This window comes from Streptomyces sp. NPDC031225, from assembly GCF_055570355.1.
The window spans coordinates 160350-185724 of record NZ_JBVIHJ010000006.1 but is presented as its reverse complement, the minus strand read 5'-3'; the positions used below and the strand labels follow the sequence as shown (position 1 = coordinate 185724).

The 25375-nt window shown below is 69.5% G+C and carries 20 protein-coding genes and 1 pseudogene; 9 read left to right on the top strand and 12 right to left on the bottom strand.

The window, feature by feature from the left end:
- The first annotated feature begins 16 nt into the window (after positions 1 to 16).
- Positions 17 to 973, top strand: a complete 957-nt coding sequence (locus ACZ48Z_RS12590) for a GlxA family transcriptional regulator (protein WP_468735809.1) — start codon at positions 17 to 19, stop codon at positions 971 to 973.
- Positions 974 to 1425: 452 nt separating this feature from the next.
- Here the strand turns inward: ACZ48Z_RS12590 and ACZ48Z_RS12585 are convergent, their stop codons facing one another.
- The 4 genes from ACZ48Z_RS12585 to ACZ48Z_RS12570 all read right to left on the bottom strand — a co-directional run bounded on the left by ACZ48Z_RS12585 (position 1426) and on the right by ACZ48Z_RS12570 (position 5261).
- Positions 1426 to 2586: an oxygenase MpaB family protein gene (locus ACZ48Z_RS12585; protein ID WP_468735808.1), complete on the bottom strand. Its 1161-nt coding sequence runs from the start codon at positions 2584 to 2586 to the stop codon at positions 1426 to 1428.
- Positions 2587 to 2663: 77 nt separating this feature from the next.
- On the bottom strand, positions 2664 to 3743 hold the full coding sequence (locus ACZ48Z_RS12580) for a polyprenyl synthetase family protein (protein ID WP_468735807.1): 1080 nt from the start codon (positions 3741 to 3743) through the stop codon (positions 2664 to 2666).
- Positions 3709 to 3987: a polyprenyl synthetase gene (locus ACZ48Z_RS12575; protein ID WP_468735806.1), complete on the bottom strand. Its 279-nt coding sequence runs from the start codon at positions 3985 to 3987 to the stop codon at positions 3709 to 3711. Before ACZ48Z_RS12575 ends, ACZ48Z_RS12580 begins: the two co-directional genes overlap by 35 nt.
- A gap of 770 nt (positions 3988 to 4757) precedes the next feature.
- Entirely contained in the window at positions 4758 to 5261 is a 504-nt protein-coding gene (locus ACZ48Z_RS12570) for a GNAT family N-acetyltransferase (protein ID WP_468735805.1), read from the bottom strand.
- 244 nt (positions 5262 to 5505) lie between these two features.
- Between ACZ48Z_RS12570 and ACZ48Z_RS12565 the strand changes: the two are divergent.
- From ACZ48Z_RS12565 to ACZ48Z_RS12550, 4 genes and pseudogenes are all read left to right on the top strand, one after another.
- A pseudogene (locus ACZ48Z_RS12565) lies at positions 5506 to 5604 on the top strand (SMI1/KNR4 family protein); the annotation flags it as partial.
- Between the two features lie 124 nt (positions 5605 to 5728).
- Positions 5729 to 7420 (top strand): IS4 family transposase, encoded by a 1692-nt coding sequence (locus ACZ48Z_RS12560; RefSeq protein ID WP_468735804.1) that lies wholly within the window; start codon positions 5729 to 5731, stop codon positions 7418 to 7420.
- 167 nt (positions 7421 to 7587) lie between these two features.
- Positions 7588 to 9609, top strand: coding sequence for a LodA/GoxA family CTQ-dependent oxidase (locus ACZ48Z_RS12555; protein ID WP_468735803.1), 2022 nt, complete (start codon positions 7588 to 7590; stop codon positions 9607 to 9609).
- Positions 9606 to 10853 carry an NAD(P)/FAD-dependent oxidoreductase gene (locus tag ACZ48Z_RS12550; RefSeq protein WP_468735802.1) on the top strand — a complete coding sequence of 416 codons (1248 nt, stop codon included), beginning with the start codon at positions 9606 to 9608 and terminating at the stop codon, positions 10851 to 10853. Before ACZ48Z_RS12555 ends, ACZ48Z_RS12550 begins: the two co-directional genes overlap by 4 nt.
- Positions 10854 to 10967: 114 nt before the next feature.
- On the opposite strand, the gene ACZ48Z_RS12545 is transcribed toward ACZ48Z_RS12550, so the two are convergent.
- Both ACZ48Z_RS12545 and ACZ48Z_RS12540 read right to left on the bottom strand, forming a co-directional pair.
- Positions 10968 to 11600 (bottom strand): transposase domain-containing protein, encoded by a 633-nt coding sequence (locus ACZ48Z_RS12545; RefSeq protein ID WP_468735801.1) that lies wholly within the window; start codon positions 11598 to 11600, stop codon positions 10968 to 10970.
- A gap of 777 nt (positions 11601 to 12377) precedes the next feature.
- The gene (locus ACZ48Z_RS12540) at positions 12378 to 12887 is read right to left on the bottom strand and encodes a hypothetical protein (RefSeq protein ID WP_468735800.1); all 510 of its coding nucleotides are present in this window, start codon (positions 12885 to 12887) and stop codon (positions 12378 to 12380) included.
- Here ACZ48Z_RS12540 and ACZ48Z_RS12535 point away from each other — a divergent pair.
- The 3 genes from ACZ48Z_RS12535 to ACZ48Z_RS12525 all read left to right on the top strand — a co-directional run bounded on the left by ACZ48Z_RS12535 (position 12886) and on the right by ACZ48Z_RS12525 (position 18189).
- Entirely contained in the window at positions 12886 to 13122 is a 237-nt protein-coding gene (locus ACZ48Z_RS12535) for a thioesterase II family protein (protein ID WP_468735799.1), read from the top strand. The two genes, ACZ48Z_RS12540 and ACZ48Z_RS12535, sit on opposite strands and share 2 nt — an antisense overlap.
- Before the next feature lie 291 nt (positions 13123 to 13413).
- Positions 13414 to 17091, top strand: a complete 3678-nt coding sequence (locus tag ACZ48Z_RS12530) for a S8 family serine peptidase (RefSeq protein ID WP_468735798.1) — start codon at positions 13414 to 13416, stop codon at positions 17089 to 17091.
- Positions 17092 to 17187: 96 nt separating this feature from the next.
- On the top strand, positions 17188 to 18189 hold the full coding sequence (locus ACZ48Z_RS12525; RefSeq protein WP_468735797.1) for a helix-turn-helix transcriptional regulator: 1002 nt from the start codon (positions 17188 to 17190) through the stop codon (positions 18187 to 18189).
- A gap of 563 nt (positions 18190 to 18752) precedes the next feature.
- Here the strand turns inward: ACZ48Z_RS12525 and ACZ48Z_RS12520 are convergent.
- The 3 genes from ACZ48Z_RS12520 to ACZ48Z_RS12510 all read right to left on the bottom strand — a co-directional run bounded on the left by ACZ48Z_RS12520 (position 18753) and on the right by ACZ48Z_RS12510 (position 21962).
- Entirely contained in the window at positions 18753 to 19328 is a 576-nt protein-coding gene (locus ACZ48Z_RS12520) for a snapalysin family zinc-dependent metalloprotease (RefSeq protein ID WP_468735796.1), read from the bottom strand.
- Positions 19329 to 20277: 949 nt separating this feature from the next.
- Positions 20278 to 21009 carry a DUF4232 domain-containing protein gene (locus ACZ48Z_RS12515; RefSeq protein ID WP_468735795.1) on the bottom strand — a complete coding sequence of 244 codons (732 nt, stop codon included), beginning with the start codon at positions 21007 to 21009 and terminating at the stop codon, positions 20278 to 20280.
- A gap of 395 nt (positions 21010 to 21404) precedes the next feature.
- Positions 21405 to 21962 carry a GNAT family N-acetyltransferase gene (locus ACZ48Z_RS12510; RefSeq protein WP_468735794.1) on the bottom strand — a complete coding sequence of 186 codons (558 nt, stop codon included), beginning with the start codon at positions 21960 to 21962 and terminating at the stop codon, positions 21405 to 21407.
- 69 nt (positions 21963 to 22031) lie between these two features.
- Here ACZ48Z_RS12510 and ACZ48Z_RS12505 point away from each other — a divergent pair, with 69 nt between their 5' ends.
- Positions 22032 to 22226, top strand: coding sequence for a hypothetical protein (locus tag ACZ48Z_RS12505; protein WP_468735793.1), 195 nt, complete (start codon positions 22032 to 22034; stop codon positions 22224 to 22226).
- Between the two features lie 344 nt (positions 22227 to 22570).
- On the opposite strand, the gene ACZ48Z_RS12500 is transcribed toward ACZ48Z_RS12505, so the two are convergent.
- Genes ACZ48Z_RS12500 through ACZ48Z_RS12490 form a run of 3 tightly spaced genes read right to left on the bottom strand, consistent with a single transcriptional unit; the run spans position 22571 to position 25343 of the window.
- Positions 22571 to 23146 carry a hypothetical protein gene (locus tag ACZ48Z_RS12500; RefSeq protein WP_468735792.1) on the bottom strand — a complete coding sequence of 192 codons (576 nt, stop codon included), beginning with the start codon at positions 23144 to 23146 and terminating at the stop codon, positions 22571 to 22573.
- Entirely contained in the window at positions 23143 to 24537 is a 1395-nt protein-coding gene (locus tag ACZ48Z_RS12495) for a hypothetical protein (protein WP_468735791.1), read from the bottom strand. Before ACZ48Z_RS12495 ends, ACZ48Z_RS12500 begins: the two co-directional genes overlap by 4 nt.
- Positions 24534 to 25343, bottom strand: a complete 810-nt coding sequence (locus ACZ48Z_RS12490) for an ABC transporter ATP-binding protein (protein WP_468735790.1) — start codon at positions 25341 to 25343, stop codon at positions 24534 to 24536. Before ACZ48Z_RS12490 ends, ACZ48Z_RS12495 begins: the two co-directional genes overlap by 4 nt.
- Positions 25344 to 25375 lie beyond the last annotated feature (32 nt).

The window sequence follows — 25375 nt, the reverse complement described above, 5'->3', positions numbered from 1 at the left end:
GCGTACACTTTCGGACGTGCCCACCGTCGCCCTGCTTGCCGTCGGACCTGTGCTGCATTTCGAGCTGGGGGTGGCCTACGAGATTTTCGGCAATCCTCCGCAAGAGGCCACCGACGCCTGGTACGACGTCTGGTTGTGCGGGACGGGGCCGGTGCGTGTGGGCCCGTTCATGGTCGAGCCCGACCATGGTCTTCAGCGGGCGCTGGAGGCCGACACGGTGATCGTGCCGGCGTGCGCGGATGTCGATGAACCGCCGGCGCGGGAGCTGGTCGCCACCGTGCGTGCGGCCCATGCGGCGGGCGCCCGCATCGCGTCCCTGTGTACCGGGGCGTTCGTGCTCGGTGCGGCGGGCCTGCTCGATGGCCGCCGGGCCACCACCCACTGGGCCCACACCGACGAGTTGAGCGCTCGTCACCCGCTGGCCGATGTCGACCCGCACGTCCTCTACACCGACAACGGCCAAGTCCTGACGGCGGCGGGTAAGGCCGCCGCCGTGGATCTGTGTCTGCACCTGGTCCACCGGGACTACGGCGCCGCGCTCGCCAACGCGGTGGCCCGGCGCCTGGTCATGCCGCCCCACCGGCCCGGCGGCCAGGCCCAGTTCGTCGCCACACCCGTCCAGATCACGGGCGAACACCAGCTCACCCAGCTGCTCGCCTGGGCTGAGCAGCACCTCGACGAGCCGATCACCGTGAGCGACCTGGCCCGCCGCGCTCACACCAGCCCGCGCAACCTGGCACGGCAGTTCCGGTCTGTGATCGGGCAGTCCCCGCTGCAATGGCTGCTGGCCCAGCGGGTGCGTCGCGCTCAGGAACTGCTGGAGACCACGGACGAAACCATCGAAGCGATCGCCGTGGCCACCGGAATGGGCACCGCGACGACGCTGCGCCGCCACTTCAAGCGGACCGTGAAGGTGCCGCCGGACAGCTATCGGCGGGCGTTCCGCAGCACGCGGTCCGCCCATGGTGCCTGACGGCTCGGCGCCGTTTGGTGAGGCCGCGTGGAGCAGTACTCGCCCACACGCGGGGAGCGCCTCGCCGCGCGGCCGACCCAACGGGCTGGATTGTGCCGCGTGGGCGTCTCGCCCGAGACTGCGAGACCCTGCCCGCCGACGCTGAGGCCATGACGTGCGTCGCCTTGACCGACGACGTCACCAGGCGCATGACGGATGAGACGACCCCCACCCCCGGGCGTAGGGTGTCAGCTCGGCCTGAGGATTACCGCCTGGCCGCCCGCGCTGGTCATCGCCATGCTCAGGGTCGTCGAGGAAGTGACGGTCCGGGTGCTGACCCTGGCGGACCGCCCGGTCGGGCCGGGGTCACCGAAGCGCCCCCCGACCAGCCCCATTCCACTGAGCGTCCTGGAGCCGGTCGTCGGGAGCAAGCCGACGTGCGAGCTGAGACCGTCGGGCCGGATGCGACGTAGTCAGGTGATGCTGGGTGCGGGGGGTGTCCAGCGATGGGTGGGGGGCACGGAGCCGGTGACGCCGTAGTCGTCCTTCAGTTGTTCGGGGATGGCGTAGTGCATGACGCGTCCGCGGGTGAGGGAGGACAGTTCGAGGACGGTGGTGAGGTGGCCGAGGCGGTCCAGTGCCCAGGCGCCGAGCGGTGAGCGGTCCTCGATGGTTTCCAGGATGCCGAGCAGGTGGGGGACTGCTTTGACGACGGTGTCCCACCGGGTGCGCGGGACATGGAGCCAGTCCGCACAGGTGTCGCCGATCAGGTGACGGATCAGGGCAGAGACGATCGGGTCGAAGAAAGTGCCGGGGACGACTTCCTCGTACAGGTCGATCAACTGCCGGGTGAGGTGCGCGCCTTCCTCCGACGGCGCCATGTGCCGGATCATGTACAGGTCGAGGAACTCGCGGGCCTCCTCAAGGGATTCGGGGACGGCGTCCTGGTCGACGCCGAGCATCGCCCCAACGACTCGCCAGGCGTAGAAGTAGGCCTGCGCGCCCTCGGAGGACATGTGGATGCCGAGACGGTGCAGGGAGTCCAGGACGAGCAGGGAGAAGAACATCTGCCCGCCGATCATGTCTTCCTGGCAGATCGGCACACCCAGTGTGGTGATGTCCCAGTGGTTCTCGCGCTTGAGGTGATGGCGGATGGAGGCGTGCAGCAGCCGGACCTTCTGAGCGGCCGGGATGAAGCGGCTGCCGGCCTCGAACGCGCCGGGCTGCATGAGGTAGACGGTGAACTGGCCGGTCTCCGCCATCCGCTTGGAGGGGTACTTCAGCCCGTGGGTGGCCGACAGCAGCCGGGCCACGTGCGGAACGACGTAGCAGGCCGGCATGGAGGCGAACGACAGCGCGGTGGAGATGTGCACGTTGTTGTCGATGAAGAACAGGCGGGCCTTTTCCATCTCCCCCCAGTCCACCCAGGCCGGCGGAGCGCTGGTGGCCGCAAGGTATTCCCGGGCCACATCGGGCAGCCCGTCGGGCAGGGGAGCACCGGCGGTGGACACATACCGCATCAGGGTGTTGAACGTGCCGACCTCGCCGCGCTCGAACAGGGTGGCGACGGTGGCGTCGGCGAGTTCGTCACCGGCCTGGCGCAGGGCGTCCATCGACGCCTCGGTGTAGGTCATCACAGGGCTCCTTGGTCGTGCGGGGTGCCGTCGCGGGCTGAGGCGGTGCGTGCGGGCCGTGCCTCGGTGCGAGGGCGTCAGTTGTGGCGGACCGCCGCCGAACGGGCCAGTGCGGTCAGGGCCGTGGTGGCGTGCCCGGGAAGGTCCAGGTCGTGCAGGCAGCGGGTGGCTTCCGCGACCCGCGCGGTGATCATTTCCTCGATGCGGTCAGGCGCCTTCAGCCGCAGCATCACCGCGCGCACGGCTTCCAGACCGTTTCCGTCCAGGTCGCGTCGGCCCAGCAGGGCACGCAACTGCTCCCGCTCCTCCTCACTGGCGATACGCCATGTCTCCGCCAGCAGGGCGGTGGGACGGTGGGCGCGCACATCGTCGAGGTTGGACTTGCCGGTGCGTCCCGGATCCCCGAACAGGCCCAGCAGGTCGTCCCTGAGCTGAAACGCCTCACCCAGCGGCAGCCCATAGGCGGAATACCCCTCCCGCAGCCGCTCACCGGCGCCGGCCAGTGCACCGCCGATCAGCAGGGGCTGTTCGACGGTGTACTTGGCGGTCTTGTACCGGATCACCTTCAGCGACGCGGAGGTGTCCGGCGGGGCTCCGGTATGCAGGATCTCCAGGCACTCGCCGGCGATCAGCTCGCGGGCCAGTGCCGCCCACAGCGGGCGCGCCCGGCCGAGGTAGGCGGCGGGCAGGCCGCTGCCGGCAAACAGCTGACCGGCCAGCGACATCAGCAGATCCCCCACCAGCATCGCCAGCGAGCGGGCCGCGTTCGCCGCCCGTGGGCGCCGTCTCAGCGGGCTCCGCAGGGCTACGTGCGCGGTGGGGCGGTCGTGGCGCAGCGCACTGTCGTCGATGAGGTCGTCGTGCACCACGGCGGCGGCGTGCACCAGCTCCATGGAAGCAGCCGCCCGCACCAGCGCGCTGCTGTCCGGCTGCCCGGCCGCGCGCCAGCCCCAGTAGCAGAACGCCGCTCGCAGTCGCTTGCCGTCCGCAACCGCCTGCTCCAGCTGCCGCGCAACCGGGTCCAGAGCCGGATCGACAGCGGCGAACCGGTCGGCCTCCTGGGCGACGAAGTGACACAGCACCTCATCCACACGGGCCTTGAACGCTGCCGCCTCCCAGCGCTCAGACACCGTTGCCGGCCTGTCGGGCCACAGCATGCCGGGCGAGTACCTCCAGGTGGGCAGGTGGCGCAGCTGCGTACTGGTCGAGCACCAGACGCCCGCGCGCGATGAGGTCCTGCTGGGCCTCGGCCGCCAGCTCCGCTGTGTCCGAGCGACGCAGCAGCCCGCGCACGGTCACAAGCGCCGACCCCAAGGTGCTCACCGCCAGATCGGCCAACCCCGCCGCCAGCAGCACCACTTGCTGTTCAGGGCTTCCAGGACGTTCCGCTCCCCGAGTCATGCCAACCCCCACTCACCAAGGCGCTGCTCCCGCGCCGTTTCCTCCAGCGTCCTGTCACAGCAGGTGGAGAGAGAACGGAACTCACCAACGAGCGATCACACCGCATGGATGTACGGCCGACCCTCCCCACTCCCCACTCACCTCCGCCGACCGCGGGGATGGCCCTCGTGGATGCAAGACCATCTCGACCCGACCTGGCGACCGGGTGAGTGGAGGCCCGCCTGTTGCCTCTTCACCAGGGGTGCGCAGGAGCCGCGGTGCGGTGTCGCTGTGCCATACGGCAGCTGCTCGACCGGCAAGACCGAGGCAGCCCCGCAGCCGTTCCGCCACAGCGGCGCCTACGTCGACCCCACGGGCCTGTACAACATGGGCGCGCTACTACGACCCCCAGACCGGCCGCTTCACGCAGCCCAGTACGCCTCCGGCTGCCCGCCCCGCCCCGGCCCTGCACCCAGCCCGGCACCGGCAGCAGTGGCCGCGCCACCACCCACTCCGCGTCCGTCATTTCGCTCGGATACCGAGGCTCTCGCTGGCGATCGTCGGCAGCGCTTCCGAACCGGTGAGCGAGACACTCACACTCCTGAGCACCCGGGTGAACTGCGCGGGCATCGGCGCGCAGGACTGCGGCACCAGAGCCTCCTGATGCTCGGTGCCTCGACATCGGTGAGCGTTCAGGGGGCCCTGTTCGCATGCGCCGAGCACCCGATGCCCACCCAATCGAGACGGCCGTTCGAGCACCAAGTCCCCAGAGCATTACGACAATCAGCTGCTTACGCCTCGGGGTGCTCCGGCAGGGCAAGCCAGTCCGACCAGGAGATCTCGCGGCCGAGGAAGCGCGGCTGCACGAACGGCCAGTCGGCGGCGATCCACTGCGGCACCAGCGCGTCGAGGGCTTGCTCGACCTTGCTGCCCACCAGCTCGTCCACCACCCACCAGGAGATCTCGCCGTCCGCGCCGGCCCTCTCCGGTGGGTCGATGTAGACGCAGCCGAGCAGAGCTGTCTCCGCGGCGTCGAACAGCGCGTAGTTGAAGGACTGGTGTGCGGCGATCTCCTTCTCGTGCCGCAACAGGTCGGCCTGGTCGGCCTCGTAGGTCATGGTGGCCGCGGGCCAGCCCCAGGCCGGGCCGAAGATGGTCCACAGCCGCTCGCGCGAACCCATCACAGCCGGATAGTCGAGCGGGGTGTCTGCCTCCCGGATCGGCCGCAGGTGATGGCCACCGCCCGGCAGCGGTACCAGGACGGGGTGGACGAAGTCATCGGGAAGCCAGCTCATGGCGCCCGACCGTAGCAGCGCGCGGCCGTCTGCTCCTCTGGATTTTCCCCGTATACCGCCAGGCTCTGCGCCCGTGCCGGGCAGGGCCCACGCGATCACCCGATCGAGACTCCCGGTCGATCGACAGACTCGATGATCGGTCTGGCAGCGGCTCTAAAGTTGTCTTTTGCCCTCAGGCGTCCTCGTGCTCGTCTACAGCCGATCACACTGGTGTCGGTGCATTTCCTGGGCTTGATCCGCTTTGTACGAACGCTGGCTCAACCACTTGAGAGCCGGACGCGACAACCGGGCCCTGGAACTCACCTCGCCTCGACTTCGTGCCCATCCAGACCGTCATCGCATGACCCAATGCCGCGTAGTTAAGCGGTGTCCGCGCTGGTCAAGAGGCGGCGGAGGCATGCGTACAAGAACGGGACCTCTGGTAGAGCAGGGGATCGACCAAGATCTTCCAGCTGCCAGAGGTCCCGTTGACGTGCCAGTCCGCCATCACCTCTCGCACTCGCGCCACCACCGTTGCCGGTGGTGTCTTCGCTCCCGGGCACCTCGCTGAGTTGACCCAGCATGTCCCGTTCGAGCTGGTCGATGCCGTGCTTGAGGAGACCAGGACCGTTCAGCGGCGGCTGCGCGCCCTGCCCTCCCGGGTCGGTATCTACTTCCTGCTGGCACTCGGCATGTTCCCCGCCCTGGGGTACGCCAAGGTCTGGAACAAGGTGGTCGCGGGGCTGGCCGGACTGGATGTGCCCTCGCCGTCGGAGAAGGCCCTGCGTGATGTGCGACGCCGTGTGGGCGTCGCGCCCGTGAAGCGGCTGTTCGAGGTGCTGGCCGGACCGCTGGCCCAGCCGGTCACCCCCGGAACGCGCTACCGCGGCCTTCGCACGGTCGCCTTCGACGGGTGCCTGTCGGTCAAGACACCGGATGCCGAGCGCAACCGGGGCTGGCTGGGAAGGATCAAGTACCGGTCCGGGTGGGCCGGTTACCCTGCCATGATGCTCATGGCCCTGGTGGAGACCGGCACCCGCGGCCTGCTCGGCGCGGTCTTCGGACCCAACGACAGAGGCGAAACCGCTTACGCCTGCCGGCTGCTGGACCGGCTCACGGCCGACATGCTGGTCCTGGCCGACCGGGCCTTCGACGGCAACGACTTCCTGGCCGCCCTCTCCAGCACCGGCGCACAGTTCCTGATCAGAACAAAATCCAGCCGCCGCCCACCGGTCCTCACCCCGCTGCCGGACGGCTCCTTCCTCACGCGGATCGCGGGCCTGAAACTCCGCGTCATCGACGCCGACATCACCGTCACCACCACCGACGGCCGCCACGTCCAGGGGCGCTACCGGCTGCTCACCACATTGCTCGACCATCGCGTCGACCCCGCGGAGCAGTTGGTACGGCTCTATCACGAACGCTGGGAAATCGAGTGCGCGTTCTACTCTCTGCGTCACACGCTCCTCACCGGCAGGGTCCTGCGCTCGGGTGACCCGGTCGGAGTCGAACAGGAAATGTGGGCGCTGCTGACCACCTACCAGCTCCTGCGGATCGCCATGGTGGCCGTCATCGAGTCAGCGCCGGGTCTCGATCCGGACCGGGCAAGTTTCACCACCGCCCTGGAGACTGCCCGGGACCTTCTGGCCGCCGGCCGCGGCGCCGTCCCGGCCGCGGGGGTCTCCGATCTGGTCGGCGACATCGGCCGAGCGGTCCTGTCCGACCTGCTCCCGCCCCGCCGTCTGCGCACCAGCATCCGCAAGGTCAAGTGCCCGATCTCCCGCTACCCCGCCCGCCCCGTTGACAACAGGCCACTGACCAGCCAGAGCATCACCGGCATCGCCATCACGCTCTACACGGCCCACGACACCCCACCGCCGCCACAGGTCCGCCATCGCCGTTCATGGAGCCCGGCCGCCCACACACCGACACCCGCCCCTTCCCGGACGTCGCCGACCGCGGGCCGCCAGCACCGCGTGCTCACCATCCTCGCCGCCGAGCCCGGCCGGGCCTGGCACGGCCGCGAACTCGCACGCATGCTGGGCATCACCAATCTGAACAGCTTCTGCGTTCAACGGTCCCAATGGTCAGGCGAGGGCATCATCCGCAAGACGGGGCGCGCTCTCTACACCCTCGCAGGCCATGCCTCTATGCCCTCGACCAGCGCGGACACCGCTTGACTACGCGGCATTGCCTGCGGACCACACGGACCCCGGCCCTGTGACGGACTGGCGCCGGGCAGGACCCTGACCCGAACCCGGCCCTCGGAACGCGAGCTCGGCCTGCGCCCTCTTCATGTGCGACCACATACCTTCGACCGGTTGAATCCACAACGGAGGGTTCTTTGATGGACAGTCACATCGTGCAGGTGAAGATCCACCCCGCCATCGGTGTCGCCCGGGTCGGCAACAGCGCAGAGGCACCTTTCATCGGCCCGGAATCACCGGACCAGAAACCAGCGGGCGCCGGCTCCTACAAGGACGCTTCCGGGGCGATACGGAGGCAGGCCGCACGATTCCGTGTGTACGGCTACAACGCCGCCGGGGAGGTCGTACGGGAGCTGAAGCCGGGCACCGAGGGTGTCACCGAGATCCAGTGGACGGTGCATCTGGCCAACAAGAAGGCCGCCTGGTACCAATTCCATCTGGCGCTGGACATCCCCGAGGGCAAGACGCTCACGGCAGAGCAGTACGGCCGACGCAACGCCGACGTCGTGGGCGCCGGCAGGAAGAAGCTGGTCAACGATCCCGGCAGCCGCACCGTTCGCGGCTCGAAGACCGAGACGCAGAAGTTCGACACCGGCAAGGTCATGGACAAGGCGGTGTATCTCGGCGAGATCTCCACCCGTTCCGACGGCCGCCTGGTGGTGCTCGGCGGCCGGGGAAACTCCGCCTCCTACAAGAACCAGCCGATCACCGGGGTCACCAACAACAACACCTGGTACGACGACGTGTCCGACGGCCCGGTGACGGCGAAGGTCAGTATCGACGGCCGGGACCTGACCGCCGTACCGGCTTGGGTCGTGGTGGGACCTCCGCACTACGCCCCCGGCGTGAAGTCCGTCCGTACCCTCTACGACCTGCTCTTCGACGTCTTCGTCAAGGCCGGTTCGCTGACCCGCCCGCAGCAGGTCTCGTTCACCGATCACATCGAGCCGATATTCCGCAGGTTCTGCGATCTGCAGTGGGTCAACCATGGTTTCGCCACCCAGTTCGGCTGGAACGGCCCCAATTTCTTCCTCTCGCCGACGATGCGCAAGAGGCTCGCCGATCCGTCCAACCGGAACCGGGAACTGCGCCGCCAGACGTACGCCTCCTTGCGCGACTACAACCGCGACGGAAAGTCCCCGCTGCCGTGGCCGTGGCTGTACGGCGACGCCATGGCCAGCAAGCCCAAGTCCGTGCTTCAGCACCTGGCGCTGTCGCCGACCCAGGACTGGATGCTGCAGCGTTGGGCGGACGGGGCGTTCGTGGCCGGACCCTTGCGGCAGCCGCGCCCCACGGTCGACCAGGCCCCTGCCGCCGAGCAGCCGGGGCTGCTGGACCGGGCGGCCCTGGAGGGCTGCGCCGCCGACGCGTTCCACCCGGGGATCGAGGTCACCTGGCCGATCAGGCACGCGAGCATGTTCAGCGCACCCTTCCGCATCCGGCACCGCGCCCCCACCACCGCGGAACCCGACTACGGGCCCACCCTGCTTCCGGACGAGGCGGTCTCCGCCACTGGCCCCCTGCAGGCGCAGGGCCCCGGGGACCTCACCCGCTGGATGGCCGCCCCCTGGCAGGCGGACACCGCGAGCTGCCGCTCCGGCTACGAGGTGCTGGCCAACCTGGGGCCCCGATACAGCCCGTACCTGCCGACCTTCTGGCCTGCCCAGGTACCCAACCATGTGCTCAAGCTGGAGGACTTCGAGAAGGTCAACACGCCGTCGGCCGGGAGCGACGACAGCGCCCGGGAGGAGGCGTTCGAGCGGCGGGCGACCTGGCTGCGCGGACTCACCGGCACCATGAACGAGCAGCGCACCCAGATGATCAAGGACTGGTTCAAACTCGGCGTCGTCGAGGTGCGCGACTACACCGTGGGCGACGGGAAGTTCCCCGACCGGATCCTGGTGGAGTCGCGCCCGGCACAACCGCTCGCTCAGGCACCGGACACGGCGAACCTCGTCAACGTGCAGGTGCCCGAGGCGGGGCCGCACGTGTTGGCCGCGGCGGCGGGCCGCTCGCCCGAGGGAAGGCTCGCCCCCGAAGCCGTCGAGGCCGAGTCCGCGGCGCGGGCGGTCGGCGAAGCGGCCAGGGCGACCGGCTACCGCGAGGAGGAGATCACCGCCGGATACCTCGAGAAACTCGACCCCTTCCGCGACGCGCGGTGAGCGCCGCCCTCGCTCTCGGCGCGGACACCTACGACGTCGTGGTGGCAGGCGGCGGCCCGGCCGGCTGCGCCGCCGCGCTCATGCTCGCCCGGGCGGGCCGTACGGTCCTGCTGGCGGACGCCGGCACCGGGCCGCCCAAGGTCGGCGAGACGCTCGTACCCGCCGGGCGGGTCCTGCTCGGCGACCTCGGCATAGCCGACCGCGTTCTCGACTCCGGACACCTGCCCTGCTACGGCAGTCTTTCGGCGTGGGGTTCGGCCGACCTGCACACCGTCGACTTCATCAACGACCCGCACGGCCATGGCTGGCACCTCGACCGACGGCTGTTCGACCAGCGACTGCGCGACGCCTCCCGCGCGGCGGGGGCGGAGGTCGCCGAGGGCACGGCCGTACGCGAAACGGTGCGGACGCCGGACAGCGGCTGGACCTTGGTCCTGCGCGGCGGCACGGGCCCTGCCGGTAGCGGGCCGAGGGGCGGGGGCGGGCCCGCGTCCGGGCCTGGGTCCGGGGGCGGGAGCGGGTCCGCAGGCGGAGGCGGGTCCGCGTCCGGGTCCGCGTCCGGTGGCGAGCGTACGGTGCGCTGCCGCTGGGTGATCGACGCCACCGGCCGCGCCGCCGCGATAGCGGTCCGGTGCGGGGCCCGGCGGCGGGTCCGGGACCGGCTCACAGCCCTGTACGTGCCCCTGGAAGCGGACCCGCTGGACACCGACCGCCGCTCCCTCGTCGAGTCCGACGAGGACGGCTGGTGGTACACCGCCCCGCAGCCCTCCGGCGGGCGCCTGGTCGCCTACTTCACCGACACCGACCTGCCGGCCGCCACCCACACCGCACGCCACTTCCACCGACGGATGTCGGCCACCCGCCACGTGTCCCGATGGGTCCACCGGGACGGGCCCCCGCCCACGTCACCCACCGCGCCCCGCCGGGCCGCCGCGCACACGGCGCACCTGGACCGGGTGTACGGAGACGGCTGGGCCGCCGCCGGTGACGCGGCGGTCGCCTTCGACCCGCTCTCCTCCCAGGGCGTGCTGACCGCCCTCTACACCGGGCTGAGCGCGGGCCTGGCCGTCGACGCCCGCCTGAGTGGCGTTCCTGACGGCGCGGACTCGTCCCTCGGCGCCTACGCGGACCAGGTCGCGGCCGCACGGAGCGCATATCTGCGCGGCCACCGTGTCATCCACGCCCAAGAGGCCCGCTGGACCGACCGCTCCTTCTGGGCGCGACGCCTGGCCGACGTGCCCTGACAGCCTCGGCCGGTGCGACCTGAACTGCTCAGGCGCACCGGCCTGAGCAGTTCAGGGGCAGACTTCCGGTGATCCGTCGCGTTGCCGGGAGTCGCGAACCGCCGAACGCGGAGATCACTTCGTACGGCGGCCTCTCATAGCTTCCTCCGAACAGGACCGTGGCGCTGGCCTGCACGAACCGCCAGTAGAATCCGCCGCAAGGAAGGCGTTGGCGTCGAAGCCCTTGTCCCACAGCGCCAGCATGTCCGGCGTCAAAAGGTGCAGCAAACGGCTGGCACAAGAGGTCTCGCCCTCGTCCGTGGGCCCGAACACGGCACCGATCAGGAACCTCGTCCCGGTCTCGACCAGCGTCATCAACTCCACTGTGGGATAGCCGTGATGAGCCGTCCGCCCCAGCCAGGCCCGGTTGCGCGGTGAATCGGGCACCCGCAGCGAGCTGCAGCCGTCGAACGACACCGTCCGGTACGCACCGAACCGCACCCCCGGCGTCGTCGGGCGGGCCAAGAGACCGGCGAGGACCTCGAACAGGGCCCGTACCGGCGTACTGCCGAGTCGGCGGCGCAGGTCTCGCAGGGACTCCGCGCTCGGCGCGACCACCGGCATTCCCGTCAGGCCGCCGCTCAGCTTGTCCCAGACCAGCCGGTAGCCGACCTCGGGAAACAGACGCATGGCGAGCAGGAAGTACATTCCGACCCGGGACGGCAGATCACGCAGCCGCCGCTGCACTGTCCACGTCTCCGTCAGCACCGCGTCGACCAGCTCGAACGGACCACGGCGGTCAACTCTCCCAAGTGACCCGGCGCGAACGGGCCCGCGGCCACAGTCACCGTACGGGTGACGGTCGTCAGCGCGGGCGAGAAGGCAAGACGAACGGGCAACGGAGCTCCTCGGATACAAGCTGTCTTGGTCGACTGCCTGTACCAACGAGCTCCGTTGCGCTTTACTCTCGAACACCCAACTAGCTTGCGTGACCTGCGAAAACGCTAACTACCCGGCCTTGTCGCATGACCCCGAAGATCTGACTCTCCGCAATCATCCGCCGGAAAGTGAACCAGAACCCGACTTCCGACAGCACTGGCCCTTCGTCCCGGCGCTACGACCGGCCTTGCTCGGCCCGGTCATGGCGGCGGATCATTCGCAGATGCGACCCGAAGTCCAAGCCTTCGTTACCGGCGGCCCACTACCCGACTGGGGCGCCGATGAGGACGAAATCGATCGGCGCGTGAAGCAACTCGAAGCCATATCCAAGCCCGTTACGGCCGACGAAGCGCAGGCCCTGGCCGGCTGCTTCGGTCCGGATGACTGTTATGGCGTCGCTTGGACGCTGCTGCACCTCATCGAGACCGGGCCCGGCCCTGTCCCTGTAGTACAGCCGCCTGGTCCGGACGCCGACGGATGGCACCACACACTCTGGAATCGGTGGAGAAGTCCAGAGATCCCCGACCACGGTTCGAGGGGGTGAAGCCCTGGCCTCTTGGGGTGTGGCTGCGCAGTGTCACCAGGGAGATCGCTTCGCGGCTGTGATCACGCCTGCTCCTGGTAGGCCCGGAGTTCTTGGGGGTGGGAGGTGCGGACGGTCGGCCAGAATTCCTGTTGGCCAAGGCTGTCGGCCCAGGCGTCGAGTTCGTCGTCCGTGTCGTGGAAGAACCAGGTCTCACGACATCGGCGCGTTGTCCCGAGTGGTCCTGCCGACACGGTCCGAGTGAGGACGGTCGGACACGATCCAGGCGGGCGCATCCCATTCCAGTCCGGGTGCGCCCTGCCTCCTATCTGCCCGAACGCGCGGTCACGGACGAAGACATCGCGCGGATCATCCCCCCGCATCGACGCGGAGTGGATCACCCACGAACCCAAGATCGTCTCCCGTAGCTTCGCCGCCCCGATGAAGCCGCCTCCGACCTCGCCGACCCCCACCACGCCGTCCCGCCCCTCCTGGATCGCCTGATCGCGGAGGGCCACCTCGACCACAAGTCGGGCCGGGGCTTTCGCCGCTACGACACGCAGGCCGCCCGATGAACCTCTACGGAATCTCATGACCGTGCTCCGGAGCACCCTGTGGATACGGCGATTCCAGCCGCTGCCGACCGCACCGGTCCGCCTGGTCTGTCTGCCCCACGGTGGCGGCTCGGCCACCTTCTTCGCAGACCTGTCGATGCTGTCGGGCGCCGAGGTGGAGGTGCTGGCGGTCCAGTACCCCGGGCGACAGGGCCGTCGCGGCGAACCGTTCGTGGAAAGTCTGTACGAATCGGTGAACTCCCACTGCTCGTAGGTGAGTTGCTCACGTGTCACACCCAGCGTCCCGCCCGGCCCCGCCCCCGCACGGGTCAGAATCCGAGATCGGTCACGACCTCACACAGGCCCTGGCACCGCCCTCCGGGCGACCAGGGAGGTGTGATGACAGGGCGTTCGAAAACCATCAATTCCCTTGGCCGAAGAGGGCATTGGCACTCCTCGGCCACAGGATTCCCTTGAGTCGCTTTCCGCGCAGCGCTCACTCTGATCACTGGCTTCCGCTCACCAGGCCGGAAGCGTCGTCAGCGTTCAGGGGAGGACGCCACCCATGCGAAGACTTCACGCCCTGTGGGCAGTGGCAGGAGCGGCAGGACTGCTCACAGGCGCGATCACACCCGCCACGGCCGAGTCCGGACCGCGGGTTGCCGCACCGGACACCCCGCCCGTGCGGAGCAGCGCCGAGACCGCGGCCACGAAGACGCAGACCGTCACACTCATCACCGGCGACACCGTGTCGCTCAGCGTCGGCCCGGAGGGCAAGTACGCCGTCGACGTGCAGCGCGGCAAGGGCCGGGAGGCCGCCACCTTCGTGTCGAGCGAGAAGGACGGCGAGGTCAGTGTCCTGCCGGCGGACGCGATCCCGTTGGTGAACGCGGGCCGTCTGGACCCGGCACTGTTCAACGTCACCCGGCTCGTGCAGCAGGGGTACGCGGACGCGAAGACCGGCACCACCCCGGTGATCGCGACGTACACGAAGGGCAGCGCGATCCCCGACGGCGCGCGTCGGACGCTGGCGCTGCCCACGATCGACGGTGCCGCGCTGAGTGCGAAGAAGACGCCCGCCTTCTGGGCCGACATCGCCCCCGAACTCGGCACCGACCCCACGGCGAACGCCGCGAAGCGGCTCGGCGAGGGCATCGACAAGATCTGGCTCGACGGCAAGGTCGAGGCATCGCTCGATGTGAGTGTGCCGCAGATCGGCGCTCCCGAGGTGTGGAAGGAGGGCTACGACGGCAAGGGCGTCAAGGTCGCTGTCCTGGACACGGGCGTGGACGCCGGCCACCCGGATCTCGCCGGGAAGATCGGCGAGACGAAGAGCTTCGTGCCCGACGAGGCGGTGCAGGACGGTCACGGCCACGGCACCCATGTGGCGTCCACGATCGTCGGCTCGGGCGCCGCCTCGGACGGCAAGCGCAAGGGTGCGGCTCCCGGCGCGGAACTGCTGGTCGGCAAGGTGCTGGACAACACCGGCCACGGCCAGGACTCCTGGATCATCGCGGGCATGGAGTGGGCGGCGCACTCCGGCGCGAAGATCGTGTCGATGTCGCTGGGCGGCACGGCCTCCGGCCCCTCGGACGTGCTGAGTGAGACGGTCGACGAGCTCTCCGCGTCCACCGGCACCCTTTTCGTGATCGCGGCGGGCAACTCCGGCCCGTCCGAGCAGACCGTGGGAACCCCGGGCATCGCCGACTCGGCGCTGACGGTGGGTGCCGTCGACAAGTCCGACAAGCTGGCCTCGTTCTCCAGCCGCGGCCCGCGCCTCGGCGACTCGGCCATCAAGCCGGAGATCACGGCACCGGGCGCAGCCATCACGGCGGCCCGCGCGGCCGGCACCACCATGGGCACGCCGGTCGACGAGTACTACACGACGTCAAGCGGTACGTCGATGGCGACCCCGCACGTCGCGGGCGCCGCAGCCCTGGTCGCCCAGGCCCATCCGGACTGGACGGGGCAGCAGATCAAGCAGGCGCTGGCGACCACCGCGAAGACGAACACAGTCAACTCCGTGTTCGAGCAGGGCGACGGGCGGGTGGATGCCGTACGGGCCGTCAACCAGGGTGTCTTCGCGACGACCGCCCTGAGCTTCGGCAGGTACGAGGAGAGCGACACCGAAGCGGACAGCAAGGACATCACCTACACCAACACCACTGACAAGGCGGTGGAGTTGAAAGTTGCCTCGTCACTGTCCGAGGCTGCGCCGACCGTGGACACCGTGACCGTTCCGGCGAAGGGCACTGCCACCGTCGGTGTCACGGTCGATCCGGCCGAGGAGGCGACGGGCCGGTACACAGGACACGTCACCGCGAGCGCCGACGGCGTCAAGGTCACCACCGCCATCGGCTTCGAAAAGCTGGCGAAGACCTACGACCTGAAGGTGTCGCTGGTGGGCCGCGACGGCAAGCCGTCCACCTCGGCGTCCATCTTCATGCTGCAGGAGCTGAACGGCGCGTATCCGGAGACGTACGGGTTCCTCGGCAGCGGCTACACGTTCAAGGTGCCTGCTGGTACGTACAGCGTGGCGTCCTGGATCTCGCAGCGGGACGCGGCCGGACTGGAGGCGAACACCTCGGTCGTCGGCGATCCGCAGATCAAGGTCGACAAGAACACCGAGGTCGTCCTCGACGCCCGCAAGGCGGTCGAGATCAAGCCGAAGACCAAGGAGAACTCCGAGTTCCAGGGCTTCAGCACCAACTGGCACCGGGAGGGCCCGGGCACCGCCTGGGGTCTGACCTACAGCCAGGGCTGGTGGACCGACCACGTCTACGTGGCGCCCACCGAGAAGGTCACCGAGGGCATGTTCGAGTTCTCCTCGAAGTTCCGTCTGTACGCCAAGGAGCTGACGGCGAGCGTCACCAGCCCCGAGAAGTACGCGTTGCCCCTGGACTACGCCCAGACGTCCAGCGGCTTCCCCGTGAAGATCAGCGGTGACCGCACGGTCCGGGCGGTGGACGCGGGCAGCGGCTCCGCGGCCGACTTCGACGGGCTCGACGTCAAGGGCAAGGTGGCGGTCGTGCGGGTGGGCGGCGGCGCTACGGCGGACGAGGCGCTGGCCAACGCCACCGCGGCCGGGGCCGGTTACGTCCTCGCCTACCACGAGACGCCCGGCTACTGGATCTCCTGGGTGAAGAGCGCGACCATCCCGCTGATGACCGCCACCGGCGAGGACGGCGCGAAGCTCGGGGCCCTGCTCAAGAGCGGCAAGAAGGTCACCCTGAAGCTGAAGGGCACCGCGGTCAGCCCGTACGTGTACAGCGTGATGTTCCCGCAGACGGGCGCCGTCGCGGCCGACCAGACGTACAACCTGAACAGCTCCAACACGGTGAGGCAGTCGGTCCGTTACCACGCGGGCCGGGCCGGCCAGGTCGGCAAGGACGCCGTGTACCGGTACCGCCCCTGGCAGGCCGCCGACATCGCCACCACCAACAACGTGCAACTCGGCACGCAGCGCACCGAGTACTACAACGTGTCCGACAGCCGGATCTGGCACGCCGTCTATCCCGACACGACCGCCAACAAGCCGCAGTGGAATGCCCTGCGGACCTTCGACAAGGCGGGCAAGCTGCCGGCCGAGGACTGGCTGCGCCAGGTCGTCCGTCCTGCGTCCAGCGCGCAGTACGGTCTCTCCCAGCGCACCGGCGACAAACTCACCTTCGCGATGCCGGAGTTGAGCGACTCGGCGCCCGGTCACTACGAGTCGGTGGACAACGTCCAGTCCACTGCGAAGGGCACGCTGTACAAGGATGGACAGCAGGTCGGTGACACCGCGCTCGGCGGACTCGGCACCTTCGACGTCCCGGCGGCGAAGGCCTCGTACCGTCTCGTGCTCGACGCCCGGCGCACGGCCGGCTGGGCGACGTATTCGACCGGCACCCACACCGAATGGTCCTTCGCCTCGGCGCACACGGACCAGCGGACGGCGCTGCCGCTTCTCTCGGTCGACTACGACGTGGCCGGGCTCGACCTCCTCAACCGCGTCGACGGCAGGCACAAGTCGGAGCTCGGACTGGCGGTGCGCACTCAGGCGGGCAGCGTCACGGGCGCCGACCTGAAGGCATGGGTCTCCTACGACGACGGCGCAACCTGGAAGGCGGTCAAGGTGAAAAGCGGCGAGGTGGAACTCAAGCACCCGAAGGGCGCCGACTTCGTGTCGCTGCGAGTGCGGGCCGCCGACCGGAACGGCAGCGTGGTCGACCAGACCGTACTGCGGGCGTTCGGCCTGAAGTAGGCGTTCGGGGACGGTGACCTGATGTGACCGGCCTGAAGTCGACGGTGTCCCCGGTCTGTTAACAGCCTTAACAAATATCGCCTACCGTGTCGAGCCATGGTGGACACCGCGTACGACACGGCAGACCAGATCCCCGCCGCGAGCCCCTGGGCCGCGGTGGGGGTCTCCGCGTTCGACGAGCTGCTGTATCAGGCGGTCCTCAACCAACCCGACGCCGGAGCGGTCGGATGGGCGTTGCTGACCGGCGCCTCACCGGCCCGGGTCCGTGAGGCCTGCGACCGGCTGCTCACGCTGGGGCTGCTGCAACCACCGGACTCCATGGGCGGGTTACGGGCGGTCGACCCCCGGGTGGCGATCCGCGGGCTGATCCGGCGGCGCGAGACGGAGTCCGAGCTGCTGGCCGCCACGGCCGAGGAGATGGCGACCGCGTACGAGGCGGGACTGTTGCGCGAGGAACCGTCCCGGCTGGTCGAGGTGGCCTCCGGCGAAGGCGCCATCGCGGCTCGCCTGGAGGAGATGTACGCACGCGCGGAGCACGAGGTGTGCCTCTTCGACACGCCGCCGTATCTGGCCCCGGCCGCTCCGCAGGTGGATCTCCAAGTCGATCTGCTGAGCCGCGGGATCGTCTCTCGCGGGATCTACGCGGCGACCGGCCTGGAGGATCCGAAGGTGCTGTCCCGTGCCTTCAGGATGGTCGAACTCGGCGAGCAGGCCCGGGTGTTGCCGTCCGTGCCGCTCAAGCTTCTGGTGGTCGACGGATCTCGGGCGCTGTTGCCGCTGACGGCCTCCGTGGCCGGCGGCTACTGTGCCGTCGTGGTGTGGCACTCGGCGGTGACCGAGGCTCTGCAGAAGCTCTTCGAGCTGGCCTGGCAGCAGGCGACGCCTCTGGGGCAGGCGGCTGACGAGGGTGAACTCTCCGAGAGCGAGAAGACGTTGACCCGGCTGCTGGCGGCCGGAATGAAGGACGAGGCGGTCGCTCGCCATCTGGGAGTGAGTCTGCGGACCCTGCGGCGGCGGGTGAGCGTGCTGCAGGAGCGGCTGGGTGCGGCGAGCAGGTTCCAGCTGGGGATGCGGGCTTCCCAACGTGGCTGGGTGTAGTGCGGCGGCAGTCCCTGGTGCCGCGACAGGTGCTACGACGGCGACGGGCGCCGGCAGTCCGGCAAGGTTGGGCGATCTGGTCCGACCGGAGGTGTCGCCGCGTGCACCCGGCAGGCGGCGGGCGAATGGCGGAATCGGTGAAAGCCCCCACCAGCCAGGCCGGCGGGGGGACTTGGCCGTGGCCCGGTACGGGCAATGCCCGTACCGGAGCTACAGCGACGGCACAGTGAGCTCGCTGACCACGACGACAAGATCGGCGTGATCATGGCTAACTGGCAGGGTGTCAACGGGTGCCCTGATGCGTTGAACCGAGTGTGACGGACCCACCGATGATGTGGGACGCGACGGGCACCCTGTCCGGTCTGCAGGCACAACTGGCTCTCACGCCAACTACTTGCTCCCGAACGTGCCAACGTCACTCGGCGCGCCAAGCCTCCAAGCGTTGCGCTAGGGCGCGCAGATCGGCTTCCCGTGTGCGGACCGCCCGGGTGAGCTCGTTATCACTGCGTCCCGGGGATCTCTTCCAGATCCCCGGGAGCTACACCCGCTGGATGGCCGTGTGGTCAGGGCGCGTCGACGAGAATCCGGCCGTCAGCGGGCGCGAGTACGGCGATTCCGCTTGCGTAGGCCGACTGTACGCGGGAGCGCTCGGTGGCGTTCGGTACGGCGTTGGTGCAGGCCGTGCCGGCACTCGACCCCGACATCAGCTGTGAGCAGGGGCCGGGCTTGGTGTCCGGCAGGCCGAGGCTGTGCCCCAGCTCGTGAGCGGCGATCCGGGTCTTGTTGTAGCCCTGGTCCACGGCCTGGCTGCCGAGTTCAACGCGGACCTGACGGCCCGGACGAACGGGGCCGAGCGTGGCCTGCGGCCAGCCCGTGGTGGCGATGATCACGATCTCGGCCACGGTGCCGGGCGCCGCTTCCACCAGATGGACGTTGCTTACGTTCGCGTTCCACGAGGCGACTCCGGCCGTGATCGCGGCCTCCCAGCCTGCGGCGCGGCTGTCGTCGTAGCGAAGGGTCACCGCTGCCGCCTGTCCGGCGGACGATTCACGCGCGGGAGCGGCGGTCGCGGCGCCCGCCATGGCGAGGACGAGCGCTGCGGCGGAAGTGCCTGCCTTGAGCCAAGTGCCGAGGGGCATTGCTGCTCCTTCATCCGTGGGGGGAATCCAGCCCCGGCGGGGCCGGGTACGCGGAGGAGCGGTGCGGGTTGTCCGGTGGGGGCCGGGCGTACCGTCGACCGCCCCTCCGGGGCGTTGCGATGGTATGCCTTGCCACCCCGGTTCGCCATGTACCTGCCATGATGAATTTCCGTCAGAATCGAGTTCTCGCCGGAAGTTGTCCGGCCGGTCTGCGAACGCCACCCGCTGTGCTGCGAGACCGTGGCCAGGGCTGCCGCGGACGCGGACCCGTTCTGTACTCCTGCCCGCAAGAGCCCGAGCACCGGCCCCTGCGTCAATGACGCGGGGGGGCTGGGGGAGAGGTGGGAGGAGCGCGGCGTTCCCACTGTCCTCCACGCGGTGAGCGAGATAGTCGTCGACGCATCGACTGTGCCAGACGCGGGTTCCGTTGCCGAGCACCTGCCGCCCTCCTGGCAGGCCGCGTACGGGCCGCGCTCAGACCCGGTACGGGCGCACAGCGAAGCGATCAAGGCAGTCAAGTCCGCCCAACACGCTGTCGTGGAACCGAACAACAGCACGGCGACGCGTGGCATCATGCTGGGCGTGATCCGCGATGCGGCGCCCAAGGCCACCACCGCATTGGGGGCAGGATCGACTGCCCCGGCCGAGGCGATGATGCGCAGGCTGTGGGAGGGGCAGACCTCCCGGCACGGTGGGCAGGGTGCCCAGTGTGCCGGAGACCCTGGAAGCCGCTCGTGCCGGCGTCCATGCTGCGGCGACACTGGTGCAGTGGTTCACATCGAGTGCGGTAACCCCCGTGCCCTGATGGCGATGACGTCCTGTGTGCGGGGCACCAGGCCACATGCATGTCGTCTACGACGGACTCGCCACCGTAGGCGGTAGGTGAGAGCCGGCTCCGCTCCGTTCGACAGCGTCTTGCTGCGCGGTCTGGTGTTGTGCCCGGAATCGGTCAGGAAGGCCTGAGCGCCGATACGGCGGTGACGGTCACGGTGTCGTCGCACTCGGCGAACTGCCCGTCGTCCAGGGCCACTTGGTAAGCCCCAGACCCCGGCAGTCGGACGACCATCGTGGGATACACCACAGGCGCCGAACCGGACACGCAGTATCCGTCGGCCTCTCCCTGCACCTGCACGAACGTCAGCTTCACCCATGCCTTGCCGCCGGGGGCCACCTTCACAGACGTCGCGGCTCCGGTCGGCTTGACGGTGAGCGGCACGTTCATCTCGGGAGAGCCGTTCGCGGCGCCGGCCACCGTGGGGTGCCCCTTGAGGACGCATGTCCGTCCGGACACGTTGGTGAACTCGACGACGGCTGCCCCGGTGCCCGTTCCGGCGGGCCGCACGGCGGCCTGACGGGCGGTCGCCTTCAGACTGCCCGCGGCACAGGTCGCCGCCGAGCCGCCCGGAGCGGGTGCGGACGAGGGAGGGGTGGAGGCGGCGGGCGCGGAGGCGGAAGGTGACGAGTGGGCGGAGGGCGTGTGGGAACCGGAGGCGGAGCTGCTGGGCTGTGGGGCGCCGGGCGTGGAGGAGGAGGGCGCTGAGCTGACGGCCGCGGACGGGCTGACGCCGCCGTCAGCGGTGTCCGCACCGCTCCCGCCAGGCTGACATCCCGCCACCGCCAGCGCCGCCGAAGCCACGACGACCGCCATCGCCGCACCGCGCATTCCGTTTACGTACCGCATGCTGTCCCCCGAGTTCCAGGTGTCCGGAGCACGGCTCCTTGCCGCTCCCGTCGAACCAGACAGCACCGTGCAGCTGGCAGTTCTCCCACACTCCGACCTGTAACCCACCGGTGACGAAATCCGGCCACAAGTACCGTGAAACGCCTCCGACAGGTCGGCAACCGCCCCCGACCAGAGGGCTGACCAACAAGACCCGGTCACGGTCACGAAGCGACAAGACCGCGTCGACCAGCCCCGCATCCCCGCCGACATCCGGCCTCTTTGGGAAACGACACGTCATCCACTGCCCGCGCTTCCGGGCTGACCTGGGGCACCATCCGCTGCGCGACCTGCCGTCTCACCAGCACCGGATCCCACACGTTCGAACCGTGTTCATTGCTGGCCCCTCGATCAGTTCACAGTTCACTGATCGTATGCAGTCGGGCGAACTCATCAGCCAGCATGCCCATCATGACGAGATCACGGTGCTGGCCGGCGACGAACACGTGATCACGGAGGCGGCCCTCCTCAGTGAAGCCGAGCCGACGGTGGAGTGTCAGCGATGCTTCGTTGTGGGCGAAGATCCGCGCCTGGCACCTGTGATATCGGCGCTCGGCGAACATGAAGCGCAGCAGCAGCACGACGGCTTCGACCGCGTAGCCCTTGCGTCGGTGCTCAGCACCGATCGTCACTCCGTACTCGAACCAACCGGCATGAGAGTCAGCAAGGTGCGAGCCGACAGCACCGACCATTGCGCCCGTGTCGACGGCCTCGATTGCCAACTGGAAACAGTCGCCATCGGATGTGGCAGCGGCTTGCTCCCTCGCCCAAACGCGGTAGCCCTCGGCGGAACGAGGCGGCTTCAGCAGGTCTCCCAGCCCTTCCTCGTCTGCAGTGAAGCGCATGAACGCCGTCCAGTCGTCGGGCTCGATACCGCGCAGACGCACCCGTTCGCCGGTCCAGAACGATGTCATCCCCTATTTGATCACGCCGTCACTCGCCAGTTCCAGGCTTATGACCACCTCACGCCGCACAAGGAGCCCGTGCAGCGGCTGGCGATGCTGCGCCGCTCGCTCCAACTGCGCTCCGCCCTCGGCGCCCGCCCGCAGACGATCGCCGCGCAGGCGCTGCTGGCCGAGTACCTCCCCGAAGACGACCCCGAGCGCGCCGAACTCCTGCGGATCTTCCGCCCGGGCGCGGAAGAACTGCATATCGCCTGGCTCCTGTTCGAGGACTGAGGCGCCGAGCGCCGGACCCCGGACGGAGCGCGCCCGGGCCGGTCGTAGGCCTAGGCCGCATAGCCCCATCCCGCACACATCAGGGCCATGGCAATACGGGCCTCACAGCCGCTCTCGGCCCGCGCAGCAGCGGGGACGCCGTCAGCGAGGCAGGTGCCGAGCCCCATCTCAAACGCAGTGATCGAGCCCCATCTCAAAGGCCCCGATGACGAGTTGGCCCCGCTCCCGGGCACCTGGTTTGCTGAGCAATCCCGGCCGCCAGGAGCTCGGTCGTCGCACAGGACAGCCCGACTCTCGGCCGGTACCGCCGACTTGGACAGCGCTCCCTTGATTGCGGGGCCGGGTCACCGCCTCGGACCCGCGACGGCGTACGCCACGGTGCCTACGACCGTGAGGACCAGAGCCGTCCAGGTGCCCACTGCCGCACCGGGAGGGAGCAGCAACCAGATCGCCGCCTGCATCGGCAGACTTGTCGAGGGCGGGGCGAAGAACGCGAACGAGAGCCAGGCGAACGGCAGCGTCCAGGCGTACTGCCCGCCCGAGAGCGCCGCGCCGAGGGCGACCAGTCCCATCAGGCCCGCGCTGTCCCGGACTATGAACGCGGTGGTGGCCATGGACACACCCACGGTCTGCACTGTCAGCAGCACCGCGGCGACGGTCGCGCCGGCGAGCAGCACATGTGCCGACCTGCGAGGTATCCAGCGGATCGCGGCCGTCCGGTCCAGTGCGAGGTCCTGCCCGCCGAGCCCGACCGAGACCGCCATCGCCCCCGTGGTGAGGATGAGTGCGGGCAGCTTCGGATCACCGGGCCCCGAGCTTCCGTGCCGGGCGAGTGCCCACACTGTCACCGCGCCGACCAGCATCGCGGCCAGCGACGCGGGTACCTGACGCGAACGTGCGTACAACGTCAGCCACCTCACCGGGAGGCACCGCCGGACAGCACATCGAACGGGCTGCCCTCGCAGGAGAGCGCGGCGGCGCGCATCGCGTTGATCCGTGAGAGCTGCTCGGCTCGTGGAAGCGCCTTGAGTTTCTTCCACACCGGGCGGGTCTCGTCTTCGACCGTGCTGCGCAGACTGGCCGGCGTGCCGTCGAGAGGCTTGAGGTCCCCGAGGACCCAGCCCGCCGCGACGGCCTGCGCGAAGTCATCTCCTCCGAAGCCGCTCCAGCCGACGGGAGTGCACCCTGGCACCATGCCTTTGGCGATCAGGGCCCGGGTCAGTCCGTTGCCCTTCGCTGCGCTGACGACACCGTCGTCGAAGTCGATGAGCACGGTCTTGCGGGACCACTGCGGTGTGGAACCCTCCGGCAGCACTGCGGTGTTCTCCCGGACCGAGTCCGGAGCCTGATCACCCAGGGCACCGTGCAGCAGGCGCAACGCCTCCTTACCTGGACCCTCGAGGTCCGCGAGCCGTGCCTGCTGCGTCTTCGTCACACACACCGGGCCGTCGCACACCAGCTCCGCGGCGGCCTTGTCGACGACGTACATCCGGCGCGCGTCGGCGGGGAGGACGAGCAGGGCGATCACCGCACCCGCCAGGACCGGCGTCAGGGCGGTCAGCCGGGCGCGCGGTGTCGCGGCGACGAGGAGTGCGAAGCCGGTCGCGGTCATGCCGAGCAGCCAGAGCGTCTGCCCGACGTGCACGGGGGCGGAGAGGGTGACGAACGCCTGGCGCACGTTTTCCACCGTCGGTGACAGCAGCGAGATCCGGTTCGGTTCCGTGTTCGTCAGCCCGTCCGCCGTGTCCGTCTCCGTTCGGCCCAGCGACATGTGCATGAGGGCTGTGAACACGAAGGCGCCCATGGCCAGTGCGGGCGGGGTGAGAGGGGACGGCAGGGCCCTCGCGGCCCCCATGCCGAGCACGGCCCCCGCGACGAGGAAGAGCACCCCCACCAGGAAGATCGGCAGCCAACCGAGGTGCGTGTACTCGGTGTGGCTGAGCACCTGGACCCCACCCACGAGGACGAGGATCGCGAAAGCCGAGGCCAGCGTGATCGCCGTGGCGCCCGCCAGGGTGGCCGCGCGGTGCCGGTCGGGCCGCGGCGTGCTCGTCAGGAGTTCGGACATCTTCGAGCGGTGGTCGCGCAGTCCCTGCAGCGCCCCGAGCCCGATGGTGAGGGGCCACAGGTAGAACAGCAGGGAGCGAGTCCACAGGGCCAGTGGCGTCCACTGGGCCGTCCATGCCGTGGTGCCACTCCACCAGGCGCCGCCCAGCAGGTACAGGAACGTCAGCGCCGGCACCAGGACCACGACGCCGGCCCACGGGGCGACCGAACGCCTCAACTCGATACGCAGGACGCGGCCGTTCACCAAGTGCCCCTTGCCTGGTCGGGGTTGAGGAGCAGGGCCGAGTAGCCGCGCTCCAGCGGGCTGTCACCCACGTGCTCCGGGCCGCCCGCCGAGGCCAGTTCGTCCGGAGGCCCCTTGAAGACCAGGCGTCCCTCGGCGAAGAGCACCACGTCGGTGCAGGCGGCGGCCACGTCCTCCACCAGGTGCGTCGAGACGAGCACGCAGGTGTCCGTACCCAACTCCTGCAGCAGCTCCCGGAAGCGCAGCCGCTGCGCCGGGTCCAGGCCGACCGTCGGCTCGTCAAGGAGCAGGATCGTCGGGTCGTTGACGATGGCCTGGGCGATACCGACCCTGCGCACCATGCCGCCCGACAGGGCCTTCATCCTGTCGTCGGCGCGGTCCGCCAGACCCACCCGCTCCACGGCGCGCTGCACCGCCGCGGGGATGTCGGCTTTCGGCACCTCCTTCAGCCACGCCATGTACTCGACGAACTCGCGCACCGTGAAGCGCTTGTAGTAGCCGAAGTCCTGCGGCAGATAGCCGATTCGGCGGCGCACCGCACGGTGCTCGCCCATACGGCCCACGGACTCGCCGAGCAGTTCCAGGCTGCCCTCGGTGGGGCGCAGCACGGTGGCCAGCGTACGGATGAGGGTGGTCTTGCCCGCTCCGTTGGGGCCGAGGAGTCCGTGGACGCCGATGCCCAGCGAGAGGTCGAGGCCGTCGACGGCCATCCGTTTCCTACCGACCCTGACCTTCAGCCCGGTGGCCTGGATCTCCCAGGCGTAGGCCGTCGGTGCGATGTCGGCCGCGCTCACGGCGGACGTCATGTGGTGTTCCTTCCGCATGTTCTTTCCGATGG